Here is a 15,003-nt window from a genome sequence, read left to right as displayed (position 1 = left end):
TTATCAGCGGCGTTTTTACTTGGTAAAGCCTAATTCTATATCAAATATTTTGAATTTTATTATTGCCGCAGAAACCTTCCTAGCCATTTTTATTCTTCCTGAGTAACGTTTTCGTACTACGAAAATCGGCATTCCTAAACCGTAGTTAAACGAAAGTCATAATGATAATACTTATCATTTACGTTTTTTCGCATTCATTTACACTATTTTTTGCAAAAAAACTCAATAAAATAACGAGGAATCATGAAAGGAAATTCTCTGGTTAATCTCAAGAATGCCGTCGCACTGGCTCTGGCGGCAATAGCAACAAATGTTGCGATAGCGGCAGGTAATGATGATGTTTTGGTTGTGACTGCGAGTGGTTATGAGAAAAAGTTGACGAACGCGCCTGCATCCATTTCTGTCGTCAGTGGGGAAGAACTCTCTCAAAAAAGCTATCACGATCTTGGAGAGGCGTTAAGCGGTGTAGAAGGGGTTGATGTGCGCAGTGGCACGGGTAAAACGGGGGGGCTGGATATCAGCATTCGTGGTATGCCGAGCAGTTATACCCTGATTCTAATCGATGGCGTACGTCAGAACGCCAGTGGAGATACAACGCCGAATGGTTTTTACACCATGAATACGGCAGTGATGCCGCCATTGTCAGCCATTGAGCGTATTGAAGTGATCCGTGGACCAATGTCAACGCTATATGGTTCCGATGCGATGGGCGGTGTGGTCAATATCATTACCAAGAAAGACAGCAAAGAATGGCGCGGCAACGTTAACCTGTCGCACTCGGTACAAGAGCACAGTAAATGGGGTGATAGCTCCAAACTGGGGATTTATGCTTCCGGGCCATTGGCGAATGATAAATTGAGTTTGGCGGTACGTGGTAATCTGGAGCATCGTCAGGCTTCTAGCGTCACCTCATTAAACAGCAACGGTGGCGATACTCGTATCCCTTTTCCGACCAAGACGGATAACTACAATGTTGGTGGGAAGTTGAGTGTTAAAACCAGTGATGCTAATACTCTGTGGATTGATGGCGATGTGTCACGCCAGACTTACGATAACCGCAGTAGCCAACTGGGCCCGATTGGTGTTGGTGGCGGTGGATATCGCGATGAATTGCGCTTTGAGCGTAATAAACTGGCGATTGGGCATGATACCGACCTGCCGTTTGGGCGTTGGAGCTCAAATCTCTCCTATGCCGTGACTGAGAATAAAGGCCGCCTACTGACACCGCGTGTCTTGAATACCGCTAATGCTGGCTTTGCTGGTCTCGATCGCGAACTGAAAAACACCAACACTATTTTCGATACGATACTGGTGTCGCCAGTCGGGGAAGATCATCTGCTAACGGTTGGTGGGCAATTCTGGGATGCGCGCCTGAAAGATGGCATTGTGCTGGCAAACAGCGGTGAAACATTTGAGCAGAAGAGCTGGTCGTTGTATGCAGAAGACGACTGGCAATTACTCGACCCGTTGTCACTGACGTTAGGCGCTCGCTATGAGAAACATGATAGCTTCGGTGGTCATCTGAGCCCACGCGCTTATCTGGTATGGAATGTGGCCGATGACTGGACGGTCAAAGGTGGCGTCAGTACCGGATATAAAGCACCATCGCTTGCGCAATTGCATAACGGCATTAGCGGTGTTGGCGGAAACGGAACAACGAGTACGATCGGGAATCCGAATCTTAAACCGGAAGAGAGCACTAACTTTGAAGCCGGGGTGTACTACGATAACCCCGCGGATGTAAAGGCAAATATCACCGGATTCGTTAACCACTATAAAAATGCCATCGACTCGGTCGAACTCAATAGTTCAACGGGGACATATCGCAATATTGGAAAAGCCAGAACGCAGGGGGTGGAACTGGCGACATCTTTCCCGGTATTCTTGCCAGATGTCACTCTGGCGTTGAATTACACCTATACACATAGCGAACAAATTGGTGGAGACAATCCCGGTGCGGCGCTGACGACAACGGCGAAGCATATGGCGAATGCCCGCTTGAACTGGCAGATTGATGAGCAGTGGAATAGCTGGCTAGCGGCAGAATACCGGGCGAATACGCCACGCTTTACGACTAATTATGCGAATCTGAATGCTGCGCAAAAGCTGGTTTATGACTCTCGTGGCGCTGACCTTAAGGCTTGGACGGTAGTAAATTTGGGCACGTCTTACAAAGTAACGAAAAACGTGACATTGAATGGTACAGTGAACAATGTACTGGATAAGGATTTCTCAGATGTACATCCTTATACTGCTATCGTAAATGGTCGTTCTGGCACCTACTATGCTGGTGATTACTACGGTTCCCAAGCTTCCACTACGGGTTATGTTATTCCTGGTCGTAACTACTGGGCATCAGTAAACGTCAGCTTCTGATAGACTCTTTTCCCCGAAACGGCGCTTCTTACGTTTCGGGGAACTTAACCTACGAAGATGGCATATCACGTTTCATCACCGCTCTCGTTTACGTTCACGTTGTCTGCTTTTCGCCGAGATTATCTTTCTCCCTTTCTCTATTGTGCTTCCACACTTATTATTTTTTTGTGATATTTCTGAATATCGCCGTTAACAACGTCGATGAATGGAATTCATTATATTAGGTATTGTTAATTGCTTTAATGCTGACTACGCTTCACGTTACGGAGTGATGGATTCCCGATGAGGCAGGAAGTGTAACGTTATTAATACGTTCGTTGTCTTGTGTCGTACAGAGAATTTAATTCATTATTTTTGTATGAGAATACTTGCCGTGATTGCCGATTGCGGAGCACTTGATATCGGCAATCAGTGTATGAATAGCAACCAGGGCACGATGATGTTAAAAATTACCTTTTTGGATAAAGGCTCACTGCCTGAAACCATTTTCCTGAAAAAGACGAATTTTAGGCGGCCACAATGCCGCCATGAATGGATTGAATATAACTATACCTCGCCCGATCACGTTATCGCCCGAGCAAAAGACACCCACGTTATCATCACGAATAAAGCCCTTTTAACGCGAGACACCCTGTCTGCGTTGCCTGAGTTGAAGCTGATTGCCGTGACGGCAACGGGAACCGACAATATCGACCTTGTTGCTGCCAAAGAGCTAGGTATCACGGTCAAAAATGTACCGGGCTACTCAACGCAGGCGGTATCCGAGCACGTGATTGCCATGATTTTCGCGTTAAAGCACAGCCTGATGGCGTGGTATCGCGATCAGTTGAGCGATCGCTGGGCCAGCCAGTCGCAGTTTGCTTATTTTGATCATCCCGTCAAAGACATTGCTGGCGCGACGTTGGGCATCATCGGGGCAGGTGCGATTGGGCGGGAGGTCGCGCGTCTGGCGCAGGCGCTGGGGATGAAGGTGATTTTTGCCGAGCGCCGGGGGGCCGCACAGTGTCGTGCCGGTTACCTGCCTTTTGAGGACGTTCTGCGGCTGGCGAATGTGATTTCACTCAACTGCCCGCTCAATGCGAGTACGCAGCATCTGATTAATGCGGAGACGCTTGCACTGTGTAAGCCCACCGCATTTATTATTAACACTGCCAGAGGCGGATTGATTGATGAACACGCACTGGCAGAGGCATTGCAGCAGCGCGTCATCGCCGGCGCAGCGCTGGACTGCCTGACGCAGGAACCACCGCAAAAAGACAATCCATTGCTAATCGCGATGAAAACCCTGCCGAACCTTTTGATTACGCCGCATATCTCTTGGACATCAGCTTCATCGCTGCAACTGTTGATGGAAAAGACGATTGAAAATATTGATGAGTATGCTCAGCAGAACGGATACAAATAAGATGTAGTTTGATTTCGCCGGGTATGCGGGAATATTGCCCGGCAGCGAAAATATGATATTCATCAATTTTAATTGATTACCAAAATTGAACGTTTCATCAGATTGAATCCTGTGTCATAGATTATCTACGTCAGATGCACGATATCTATGAAGGAATGAAAGATATCTGAGCGGGAATGAAAGTAGTGTACATGATGCCTAAAGTGAAAATGTTATTCGTTGTGATTATTCTGAATTGCCTCTTTATCTTATGGGGGAATATTCATTCCTTAATAATAACATTGGTAAATAATAAAAGGGTGTGGCGATATACTTTTTGCGGGAAAAATCCTATTTAATGCAGATTGGCATTGATGGATTGTATTGTGAGCCCGCCCCGAATACGGATGCTCGGGGCGGAAGTCAGCGCATATCAGCGTTTCTGGATATAAGTCATTGCCAGCGCGAGCGCCAGAACCAGACCTTTGATGATATCCATGGCGTAATACGGCACGGAGAGCATCACCAGCCCGTTCTGCAAGACACCAAGAATAACGGCGCCGAGCAGCGTACCTAGCGCGTTCGGTTTGCCGGACCCCGCCAGCGAGAAACCGATGTAGGCAGCGGCAACGGCATCCATTAAATAGCCGCCTCCGGCATTGACTTGAGAAGAGCCGATGCGTGATGCCAGTAAAATGCCGCCCAGCGCCGCGAGTAATGAAGAAAACACATACGCTTGTACCCGATAACGCGCCGTGCGAATCCCTGCCAGTCTCGCCGCCTCGGGGTTGCCGCCGATGGCGTACATCCGGCGACCGTGTTTGGTGAGGGACAGATACAGCTGCACCAGTACCGTTACTGCCAGCATGATGACAACAATGACCGGTACCTGACCCAGCGTGGCAAAGAACTCAGGAATGACGCCCTCCGCCATCTCACCGCTGGGCAACACCATGTTCTGCGTAATAGAGCCGCCATAGCTGTAGGTCATCGCAACGCCCTGAATGACGAACAGGCTGGCGAGCGTCGCCAGCATATCGGGAATCTTCAGTACAACGATGAGAAAGGCGTTGAATAGCCCGACCAGCGTACACAGCAGCAACGTCAGAACGATCGCACCTGTAGTGCCGAATCCGTACCAGACAAATAGCGAGATAACCAGCGCATTAGCCAGCGAGGCGGTCGATCCCACGGAAAGATCGAATCCGCCGACGGACAGTGAAATGGAGACGCCAATGGCAATCACCGTGACGATGGCGATAGAGCGCAGAATATTGATGATGTTATACGGATCGAGAAAGTTGTCCGACGCCAGCCCGAAGAGCGCAATCAGCGCGACAACCGTGATCAGCATCCCCCACTTATAGAGAAACTCAAAAATGTGGTGACGGAAGGGGAGCGCTCCGTTAGATGAAAGTGGGTGACTCACGCGGGAGTTCCTCCAGTTGAATAGAAAAGTAGGGTTTCTTCGTCAATCTCGGCGGCGTTCAGCTCTGCGACAATGCGGCCATCCCAGAGCACGCAGATGCGATCGCAGAGCCCGACCAGTTCGGAGAACTCGCCCGACGCATAAATAATGCCTTTGCCCTGACGGGCGAGGCTGTCAATCAGCGAGAATAAGTCCTGTTTGGCCTTGATATCCACGCCTTTGGTGGGTTCGTCAAAAATCAGAACCTGTGCTTCACTGCGTAGCCACTTGCCGATCGCCACTTTCTGCTGATTTCCACCCGACAGGCGCGCCAGCTTTTGTGCCGGACCGGTGGTACGAACCGCAAGCTGTTCAACGATTTGTTTCGCCCAGTTCACTGCCTTACTGCGGCTGAAGAAGCCCCAGTGGGAAAAACTGTCGGTGGCCGTGATGCTCAGATTCATGGTGACGGATTCATCAATAAAAATGCCTTCTTTGCGCCGCTCTTCAGGAACCAGCGCCAGACCCTGTTCGACGGACTGGTGTGGAGAATGTGGTCGCCAGGGCTTGCCACGATATTCGCCCTGTGCGATCTGGCAGGGTTCCGCACCGAACAGCGCTTTACACAGCTCGGTTTTCCCCGCGCCAGCCAGCCCGGCAATGCCCAGAATTTCTCCTTTGCGTAGCGTAAGAGAAATATTGTGCAGCAGTGTTTCGTCGTGTAAACCGGTGACCTGAAGCAGCGTCTCGTTGGCAGGTGTCGCTCGACGCGGTGGGAAAATGTCATCAAGCCGGTGCCCCAGCATTCTCTCTACGATCGCTTCCCCGCTGAGTCCCTGCATGGCGCCGCTGCTAACAAACTCGCCGTCGCGCAGCACGGTCAATGTATCGCAGATCTCGCTCAGCTCATGAATACGGTGGGAAATAAACACGATCCCGATGCCATCGGCCTGTAAACGGCGTACTACCTCAAAGAGGCGCGCGCTTTCGGCCTGATCCAACGGGGCTGTGGGTTCATCCAGAATCAGGAAGCGACATTCGTGGGATAAGGCGCGCGCGAGCAGAATTTGCTGCTTCTCGGCCAGCGAACAGTTATCCAGTCGCTGACGAACATTCAGGTGAACGCCAAGCTGATCGAGCAGCGTCTGCGCCTGACGGTATATCTGCGACCAGCTCAGCAGATGTCCGCCCTGCGCCAGCGTATCCAGCATAATGTTTTCCGCCACAGATAGGGTGGGGACCAGCGCGACATCAACTTCCTGCTGCACCAGATGAATACCGTACCGCTTGGCATCACGGGGTGAATGGACGTCGACCTGCTTGCCATTAATCAGAATGTCGCCCTGATAGTGATCGTAAGCGCCTGATAAGATCGACATGAGCGTGGATTTACCCGCGCCGTTTGCGCCCGTCAGGGCATGAATCGAACCACCTTCCAGTGTGAAATTAACCTGCTTGAGGGCGTGGAAACCAGAAAAGGAGATGGAAATATTGTGCATTTCCAGTCGGCTTTGGGAGGTAGGAAGCATGGTCGGTAACGCTCTTGGCGGTCAAGTCATGAAATAACGGAAAAGAAAGGTAGCACATATCTCAGAGTATTTAATATAGCTTCAAGTGTTTGAGATTGGTTGGCTATGAACGAAAAAGCATAAATTAAGTAAAAAAGTTCTTAAGCTGGCGCAGGCAAGTGAATAAGATGGAATTATCAACAGGGTAGCGCAGCAGATTCATCTATCAGGCAAACATAGTATAAGAGCCGGGCTTAAGAGAGCACGGCGAGGAATATTTAAGCATGCACACAACGACAGTTCGCGTACAGGTTGGCCCTGCTAACTATTTTTCTTTCTCTGGCGCTATCGGTAAGCTGCTGGAGTTTTATCCGCCAGACGTGCTGAAAAACGCACTGTGGATCTACGGTGAGCGGGCGATAACTGCGGCGCGACCGTATTTGCCTGCCGAGTTCGATGCCCCTTCAGCTCGACGCGTTCAGTTTGGCGCGCATTGCAGTGAGGGGGAAGTCGCAAAACTGGTGGCGCAGGCGGGAGATGACTGCCGAGTAGTTATTGGCGTCGGTGGCGGGGCGGTGCTGGATACGGCGAAGGTCGCTGCGCGCCACATTGGTGTGCCGCTGGTGGCTATTCCGACTATTGCGGCGACCTGTGCGGCCTGGACGCCGCTGTCCGTCTGGTATAACGATGCCGGACAGGCGTTGCGCTTCGAGATTTTCACTGATGCTAACCATCTGGTGCTGGTGGAACCGAGGATTCTGCTGGCGGCACCGGTGGAATACCTGCTGGCTGGCGTCGGCGATACGCTGGCGAAATGGTATGAAGCCGTTGTGCTTAGTCCCCAGCCAGAAACGCTGCCGCTTTCTGTTCGGCTGGGGCTGCAGGCTGCGCTGGATATCCGCAATGTGTTGCTGCAACAAAGTGAATCTGCGCTGGAAGCCGTCAAACGTGGTGAACTGACGCAGGATTTTCTAGATGTGGTCGATGCGATCATTGCTGGCGGCGGCATGGTTGGCGGGCTGGGTGAGCGTTACACGCGTGTGGCAGCGGCGCATGCGGTTCATAACGGTTTGACGGTGTTGCCGCAAACGGAACGCTTCCTGCATGGTACTAAAGTGGCTTATGGCATTCTGGTGCAGAGTGCTTTGCTGGGGGATTGTGAGACGCTGCGCCAACTGAAGGTGGCATTTAAGGCATTCGGTTTGCCAACCTCACTGGCCGCGTTGGATGTGGATATTCACGATCGTGCGGCGCTTCAGGCCGTTATTACCCGTACCTTGCAGGAGGGGGAATCCATTCATTATCTGCCGTTGGCACTGAATGAAGACGTTCTGCTAGCGGCGTTTAATACCGTTGAGGCAGTGGAAGAATAGAGCGGTGAGAAGAGGCGGAGAGGACTCTCCGCCCTTAAAGACGATGTTTTATCTTCAAAAACAGCGTGTTATATTTAAAAGGCTATTGTGTTTTCTCGTAGGGGAATGAATTTTTGATGTAGCTGGCGTAGTAGCGGTACTTCGTCTTGCTTGCCATTAGCTCTTCATAAATCATACGTGCGACGCCACTATAGAGGTAAATACTCCCATTCAGCAGTTCGACTTCCAACTGACTTTTTTCTGCATCGTATCCGACGGAAAACAACTCTGTTGATGAAACGCGTTTTCTCTGCAAAATTAATCACTCCCAACGTATTAATGCCGCATCCTGACGGTATACCACCCTCTTTCGAGCCCTCAAAAATAGTGTTATAACTCGAAATATATCGGGGGTAAACCGCAGGATATCGTTATTACTGCATGAATAATCAGTAAACGCTCACAGAATTCTTTCTCTGTCGCTCCTGACCGGTTTGTTATTTATCACCGATGAGGAGGTGCTCTGATTACCCCGTTAATCCTGAGCGAGAGCCCGTTGAAACGCTGGCTGGCTTTCTATCCGCTCAATGTATTGCTTGATGTGCGGGTAGTGGCTGAAATCCAAACGCGTTTTCGCCAACACCAGCGGGACGGCCATTTGTATATCGGCACCGCTGAGCGACGTTCCCGCAAACCACTCTTGTGTACTCAAATGTTGTTCGATGAACTGCAACTGCGTCGTCAGCCGCGGCAGAATAAAAGCCTGCTCAATACTGTGCACAATTTTTCGCGCCACGGGGCGGACGAAGAATGGCATTGGCGCGGATTCCGTTTTCGCTAATACCAGACGCATCACCAGCAGCGGCATGAGTGAGCCTTCAGCAAAATGCAGCCAGAAACGATAGTCCAGTAGCGCTTGTCCGCTCTGTGGACGAAGTCGGCCGTTGCCGTAAGTCTCAATCAGATATTCCACAATGGCTCCGGATTCGGCAATCGTCAGTTCGCCATCGGTAATCACCGGCGATTTCCCTAGCGGGTGGATTTGTTTGAGTGACGCCGGGGCGCTAAACGTTTTTGGGTCACGGGCGTAGCGAATGATTTCATAGTCAACGCCCAGTTCTTCCAGTAGCCAGGTCACGCGGGTCGAACGGGATTTTTCGAGGTGATGAACGTGTATCATCAAGGTTTCCTTTTTTTCTTTTTTTATCCGTCATGTTGCACGCGGCAGGCGCGCTCATGTTGTTCAGGGATGATGACGATGGGGAGAGAAAACGCGCTCAGGAGAATCCTGAGCGCGGCGCTCAACGAGGTAAGCATAGCACCATTATTCTTCCAATAAATAGCGGGCGTGGAAGCGCAGGTGATCCTCAATGAAACTGGCGATGAAGAAATAGCTGTGGTCATAGCCGGACTGTGTCCGCAGCGTTAGCGGCCAGGCATATTGGCTGGCGAGCTCTTCCAGTTTTGCCGGTTGCAACTGGTCGGGGAGGAACTGATCGCAATCCCCCTGATCGACCAATATTGGCAGCTTCTTCTGGCTATTGGCCAGTAAATGACAACTGTCATACTGCAACCACTGCGTTTCATCCTCGCCAAGATAGGCAGTCAGCGCTTTGCGCCCCCAGGGAACCTGACTGGGGTTAACGATAGGCGCGAACGCGGATGCAGACAGGAATTTTTCCGGGTTGCGCAGCGCCAGCATCAGCGCGCCGTGACCGCCCATCGAATGCCCACTGATGGACTGACGGCTATTCACGTTAAAATGCTGCTGGATTAACGCTGGCAATTCACTTCTGATGTAGTCATACATCCGGTAGTGTGCTGCCCAGGGTGCCTGCGTGGCATTCACGTAGAATCCCGCGCCCTGACCCAGATCGTACCCAGCATCGTCCGCTACGCCATCGCCGCGCGGGCTGGTGTCTGGCATGACCAGCACCAGACCCAGCTCTGAGGCAACGCGCTGCGCGCCGGCTTTCGTCGTAAAATTTTCGTCGTTGCAGGTTAACCCAGACAGCCAGTAAAGCACGGGCGGCGGCGTGTCATCCTGCGTCGGCGGCAGATAGATGCTGAACGTCATCGCGGTGTTCAGCGTGTCTGACACATGGCGGTAGCGCTGTTGCCAGCCGCCAAACATACGGTGTTCTTCCAGCAGTTCCAGTGATGAAGTCATCGCTGTACAGCCTCCTTTTTCTGTTCCTGACGGTGGTGCAATTAACCGAAATGAATCACTGAGCGAATCGATTTACCTTCGTGCATTAAATCGAATGCGGTGTTGATGTCGTCCAGCCCCATGGTGTGGGTGATGAAATCATTCAGCGGGAACTCGCCTTTCAGGTAACGATCGACAATACCTGGCAGTTCGCTACGGCCTTTTACGCCGCCGAAGGCGGAACCGCGCCATACGCGACCGGTCACCAGTTGGAACGGACGAGTAGCGATTTCTTCGCCTGCACCCGCTACGCCGATGATGATGGATTCCCCCCAGCCTTTATGACAGCATTCTAGCGCGGAACGCATGACATTGACGTTACCGATACACTCGAAGGAGAAGTCCACGCCGCCATCGGTCAGCTCAACGATGACGTCCTGAATCGGCTTATCGTAATCTTTCGGGTTGATCAGATCGGTGGCACCCAGTTTACGCGCCAGCTCGAATTTGCTGGTGTTGAGATCGATCCCGATGATGCGTCCGGCTCCCGCCATCTGTGCGCCGATAATTGCCGACAAACCAATGCCGCCGAGACCGAAAATCGCAACGGTATCGCCCGCTTTAACTTTGGCGGTATTCAGCACGGCACCCATACCGGTAGTCACGCCGCAGCCCAGCAGGCAGACTTCTTCCAGCGGTGCTTCTTTATTCACTTTCGCCAGAGAAATTTCAGGCACGACGGTGTGCTCTGCGAAGGTGGATGTGCCCATGTAGTGGAAAATCGGCTGGCCGTTTTTAGAGAAACGGGTGGTGCCGTCTGGCATCAGGCCTTTGCCCTGTGTGGAGCGAATAGCCTGACACAGGTTGGTTTTGCCGGAGCGACAGAATTTACATTCGCCGCATTCTGGCGTGTAAAGCGGAATCACGTGGTCGCCGACGGCGACGCTGGTGACGCCTTCCCCAATCGCTTCCACAATCCCGCCACCTTCATGACCCAGAATTGCCGGGAACACGCCTTCAGGATCTTTGCCCGACAGCGTGTAGGCATCCGTGTGGCACACGCCGGTTGCGACGATACGTACCAGGACTTCACCTTTCTGTGGCGGCATCAGATCCACTTCTTCAACCGACAGTGGCTGGTTGGGACCCCAGGCGATGGCAGCACGGGTTTTAATCATTTGCATGGTGGAGACTCCTAATGGCATTCCGTTATGGGTTGTAAATTGAATGAAGGACGGGGTATTCATCGCCGCGTCGTCCTGTCTCGAAAAAGGTTACTCAGAGAAAATAAGGGTTATTCCTGCTGAGCGGGTGGTTCAATCATGCTGCTCTGTTCAATAATGAGCTTTTTCAGCGCCTCGACATTGGGGCCGAAGGCGTCGCGTCGCCAGACGAGCCACGTAGACGCGGTGGCGATGTCGGGCGGTAATTCATGTATCTGAACGCGTGCGCCAGCGGGCAAAAATTCAAGAATGGCATACGGGAGCATGGCCAGCCCGGCCCCCCCGGCTACACAGGCAAGCATGGCATGGTATGAGTGGATTTCCATGATAGTACCGGGTACTACGCCATCCTGTCGGAGCCAGCTCTCGAGGTGCTTTCGATAGGAACAACTGGGGCGGAAGGCAAACAGCGTATCGTGGCTGGCATCCCGCGCATGAGTAATCGGTGCGTGCGTTGTGTCGGATATCAGTACGAGTCGTTCCGTAAAACATGCACAACCATTCAGCTCATCGTAGACGACGGGGCCATCGACTAACGCGGCTGCCAACGTTCCCGCCCGCACGCGCTCAATGATTTCTCCGGAGGTACCGGTATTCAGAGACAGCGACACGTTGGGATAACGCTGATGGTAAGACGCTAATAGCGTAGGCAAACGGGTTGCCGCCGTGCTTTCCATCGAGCCTAGCGCGAAATTACCTGCAGGTTCACCCGTGCGCGTCATGCTGATCGCTTCTTCACTAAGCGCCAGAATGCGCTGCGCATAACATAAGAAATTGTGCCCAATAGGGGACAGGCGCAGGCGCTGTTTCTCACGGATGAACAGATCGGTACCCAATTCCTGTTCCAACTGGCGTAACCGTGTGGTCAGATTTGAAGGCACCCGATGAAGCTGTTCTGCGGCGCGCGCGACTGAGCCCGTTTCAGCAACGAGACAAAACATGCGGAGCTGGGTCAAATCCATATATTTCTCTTTTTGTAATGAACTTGGGTTTTATTATTCATTTTTTGTGAATTTTAGCGGCAAGCTGCGCATTTCGCAACTGGCTTACGCCACACTGATGTGAACGTTACGTAAACCCGGAGTGATGGAATGTGATTTGAATGATGAAAATGACGGGCATAATTATCATCATGATTAATATTTTGGCTTAGAAAGAGATAAAACGATGGCGGCCTGAATTACTTGCACCGTAATCAACTTTATAAGGAATAGGGACATATTTTTCTAAAAATGGGACCAGAATAGAAAATAAGAATAATCACAGAAAAATAGAACTGTTTTTTATCCTGACGTAATAATGAAGGCGGGGAGATAAATAGATAATTAAAATAAATAGTTAAATGCGCAGATCCATTGTTGCAATGAAGCAATAGTTAAAAACTATCGTGATTATTGCTTTTGATCGCATTTGTTGATGGAAAAGCGTAAAGTGCCTGCCATAAGTGCCGATAATGTTAATGCATGATAGGAATATCTTATCGTTATTGTAAGGAAATGTATCTTTTTGTCATTAAAGGAAAATAACTCTAACTAATGAGAGCCTCTGCTCTTCATTAAATGACGTAACACTGGGCGTATTTCCAATTAAAAATGTGCAGCCATGTTGCATAAAGCACAGAGGAAAGTCGCCAGATAATTTATAGGAGTCTTCTGTGAATTTTTTAAAAAATATCACCATCAGGGCAATGCTTTTAACAATATTGGGTCTGTTTCTGGTTGTATGGGGCGGTGCGTCTTTCTTTACTACCACCTCGTTAAGCGACATGACCAAACTGTTGGAATCCGGCGAAACTCAACGTAAAAACGTAGAGATGCTGGTAAAAGGCAATGACCAGTATTTTCGTACGGTTACTCGGTTGTTACGCTCGATGGATTTCCAGCAAACGGGCGAAACGGCGGAAGCAGAAAAAGTATTTACGTCAGCAACCACCGCGTTTAAAAACACGTCAGATCAACTGGCTGCGTTTAAAGCCGTTGAGCACGCTGGCGTCGATAAAGAAACCACGGACAATATGATCGCCGCGTGGACCCAGTTACTGGATAACGGGGTGACGCCGATGCTGAACGCTGCGCGTGAGAATCGACAGGAGGAGTTCCGTCAGCTTTTCCGTAAAACCTACCCGCCGTTGAGCGTGGCGTTTGGCGCGAACATGGATAAGTACCAGATTGCGATTATTTCGTCGTCAGAGCGGTCAATGAGCGAGGTCTACGAGCTGGTTGGCTGGAGCAACCATATTCTGCTGGGGGCGGCGGTGCTTGGATTGATCATCCTGCTGCTGACAGATCGTTATCTGGTTCACTATCTGGTTAAGCCGTTGAATATGATCAAAGGGTATTTTCAGGTGCTGGCTGCCGGGCAGCTTAACCACCCGATTGACGAGTTTGGTCGTAACTGTGCTGGACAGTTGATTCCTTATCTGAAGGAGATGCAGGGCAGTCTGGTTAATACGGTGTCCATTATCCGCGACAGCTCTGCATCAATTCATCAGGGCTCCAGCGAAATCAAAAGCGGCAATAACGATTTGTCCGCACGTACCGAGCAGCAGGCTGCGGCACTGGAACAAACGGCCGCCAGCATGGAAGAACTGAGTGCGACGGTGAAACAGAACGCCGATAACGTTCATCAGGCCACCAAGCTGGCGCAGGACGCTTCCGTTGCGGCGAAGAAAGGGGGCGACGTCACGGCAGATGTGATGGCGACGATGGCGAGTATTACGACCAGCTCGAAGAAAATTGCTGATATCACCAGCGTGATTAACGGCATTGCCTTCCAGACTAACATTCTGGCGTTGAACGCGGCGGTGGAAGCTGCCAGAGCTGGTGAACAGGGGCGTGGTTTTGCGGTGGTTGCGGGCGAAGTGCGTAATCTGGCACAGCGCAGTGCTCAGGCGGCGAAAGAAATTGAAAGCCTGATTACGGAATCGGTTGAACGTATCAACACGGGGTCAAATCAGGTTACGCAAACTGGCGAAGCGATGGATTCCATCATTTCTGCCATCACCCGGGTGAACGATCTGATGGGGGAAATCGCATCGGCATCGGATGAGCAAAGTCGCGGTATTACTCAGATTGGTCAGGCGGTGACCGAGATGGATGGCGTGACACAGCAGAACGCCGCGCTGGTTCAGGAATCTGCCGCTGCCGCTGCATCGCTGGAAGATCAGGCTCGCCAGTTGACTGAGGCGGTATCGGTATTCCAACTGTCGGCCGCAGAGGCGCATCGTCGCCCTCAGCCGCGTCTGGCGGAGAAAGCGCCAGCCGTCGAGAAACCGATGTTATTAGCGGCCGCTGGCGGTAAAAAAGGCAATGCTAACGACAACTGGGAAACCTTCTGATAGCCCCGTGACACGCGGCGTTAGCGCGCTGACGCCTGCAAAAATCAGATGATTTATCGCTAAAAGCACCGGGATTTTCCCGGTGCTTTTTTTGTTTATCACGGAGTCATTGATGACTGAATTGTGGTTTTTCTGTGCGTAAAATTTGCCCCTCGTTACGGTACACAGGGGCACCTGCTACGTGTGATAACCTGAATCTATTTCAACAATCATGACGTACAATCACTGGATAATCGTAACTCTCTCAACTAGAGTGTTGACGGCGC

At 51.2% G+C, this 15,003-nt stretch carries 11 protein-coding genes; 4 read left to right on the top strand and 7 right to left on the bottom strand.

Annotation, left to right across the window (positions count from 1 at the left end; all coding sequences use genetic code 11):
- The first annotated feature begins 243 nt into the window (after positions 1–243).
- Together O1Q74_RS12120 and O1Q74_RS12115 are read left to right on the top strand one after the other, a co-directional pair.
- Positions 244–2,376 (top strand): TonB-dependent receptor, encoded by a 2,133-nt coding sequence (locus O1Q74_RS12120; protein ID WP_271873465.1) that lies wholly within the window; start codon positions 244–246, stop codon positions 2,374–2,376.
- A gap of 415 nt (positions 2,377–2,791) precedes the next feature.
- The gene (locus tag O1Q74_RS12115; protein WP_271873463.1) at positions 2,792–3,781 is read left to right on the top strand and encodes a 2-hydroxyacid dehydrogenase; all 990 of its coding nucleotides are present in this window, start codon (positions 2,792–2,794) and stop codon (positions 3,779–3,781) included.
- Positions 3,782–4,193: 412 nt separating this feature from the next.
- Here the strand turns inward: O1Q74_RS12115 and O1Q74_RS12110 are convergent, their stop codons facing one another.
- Together O1Q74_RS12110 and O1Q74_RS12105 are read right to left on the bottom strand one after the other, a co-directional pair.
- Entirely contained in the window at positions 4,194–5,114 is a 921-nt protein-coding gene (locus tag O1Q74_RS12110; protein WP_271878905.1) for an ABC transporter permease, read from the bottom strand.
- A 71-nt stretch (positions 5,115–5,185) separates the two neighbouring features.
- A complete protein-coding gene (locus O1Q74_RS12105; protein WP_271873461.1) occupies positions 5,186–6,697 on the bottom strand; it encodes a sugar ABC transporter ATP-binding protein in 1,512 nt (503 codons plus the stop codon).
- Positions 6,698–6,960: 263 nt separating this feature from the next.
- Between O1Q74_RS12105 and O1Q74_RS12100 the strand changes: the two genes are divergently transcribed.
- Positions 6,961–8,049 (top strand): oxidoreductase, encoded by a 1,089-nt coding sequence (locus O1Q74_RS12100; RefSeq protein WP_271873459.1) that lies wholly within the window; start codon positions 6,961–6,963, stop codon positions 8,047–8,049.
- An 82-nt stretch (positions 8,050–8,131) separates the two neighbouring features.
- Here O1Q74_RS12100 and O1Q74_RS12095 read toward each other — a convergent pair whose 3' ends face one another.
- From O1Q74_RS12095 to ptrR, 5 genes are all read right to left on the bottom strand, one after another.
- The gene (locus O1Q74_RS12095; RefSeq protein WP_039350901.1) at positions 8,132–8,344 is read right to left on the bottom strand and encodes a KTSC domain-containing protein; all 213 of its coding nucleotides are present in this window, start codon (positions 8,342–8,344) and stop codon (positions 8,132–8,134) included.
- A gap of 219 nt (positions 8,345–8,563) precedes the next feature.
- Positions 8,564–9,208, bottom strand: a complete 645-nt coding sequence (locus O1Q74_RS12090; RefSeq protein ID WP_271873455.1) for a glutathione S-transferase family protein — start codon at positions 9,206–9,208, stop codon at positions 8,564–8,566.
- A gap of 144 nt (positions 9,209–9,352) precedes the next feature.
- Positions 9,353–10,198, bottom strand: coding sequence for an S-formylglutathione hydrolase (fghA, locus tag O1Q74_RS12085; protein WP_271873453.1), 846 nt, complete (start codon positions 10,196–10,198; stop codon positions 9,353–9,355).
- A gap of 41 nt (positions 10,199–10,239) precedes the next feature.
- Positions 10,240–11,361 (bottom strand): S-(hydroxymethyl)glutathione dehydrogenase/class III alcohol dehydrogenase, encoded by a 1,122-nt coding sequence (locus O1Q74_RS12080; protein WP_180741299.1) that lies wholly within the window; start codon positions 11,359–11,361, stop codon positions 10,240–10,242.
- Positions 11,362–11,471: 110 nt separating this feature from the next.
- Positions 11,472–12,362 carry a putrescine utilization regulator PtrR gene (ptrR, locus tag O1Q74_RS12075; protein WP_271873450.1) on the bottom strand — a complete coding sequence of 297 codons (891 nt, stop codon included), beginning with the start codon at positions 12,360–12,362 and terminating at the stop codon, positions 11,472–11,474.
- A gap of 692 nt (positions 12,363–13,054) precedes the next feature.
- Between ptrR and O1Q74_RS12070 the strand changes: the two genes are divergently transcribed.
- Positions 13,055–14,737, top strand: coding sequence for a methyl-accepting chemotaxis protein (locus tag O1Q74_RS12070; RefSeq protein ID WP_271873448.1), 1,683 nt, complete (start codon positions 13,055–13,057; stop codon positions 14,735–14,737).
- The last annotated feature ends 266 nt before the right edge of the window (positions 14,738–15,003 follow it).

Source organism: Pectobacterium sp. A5351 (genome assembly GCF_028335745.1).
Taxonomy (GTDB): Bacteria; Pseudomonadota; Gammaproteobacteria; order Enterobacterales; family Enterobacteriaceae; genus Pectobacterium.
This window is presented reverse-complemented; position numbering and strand designations above follow the sequence as displayed.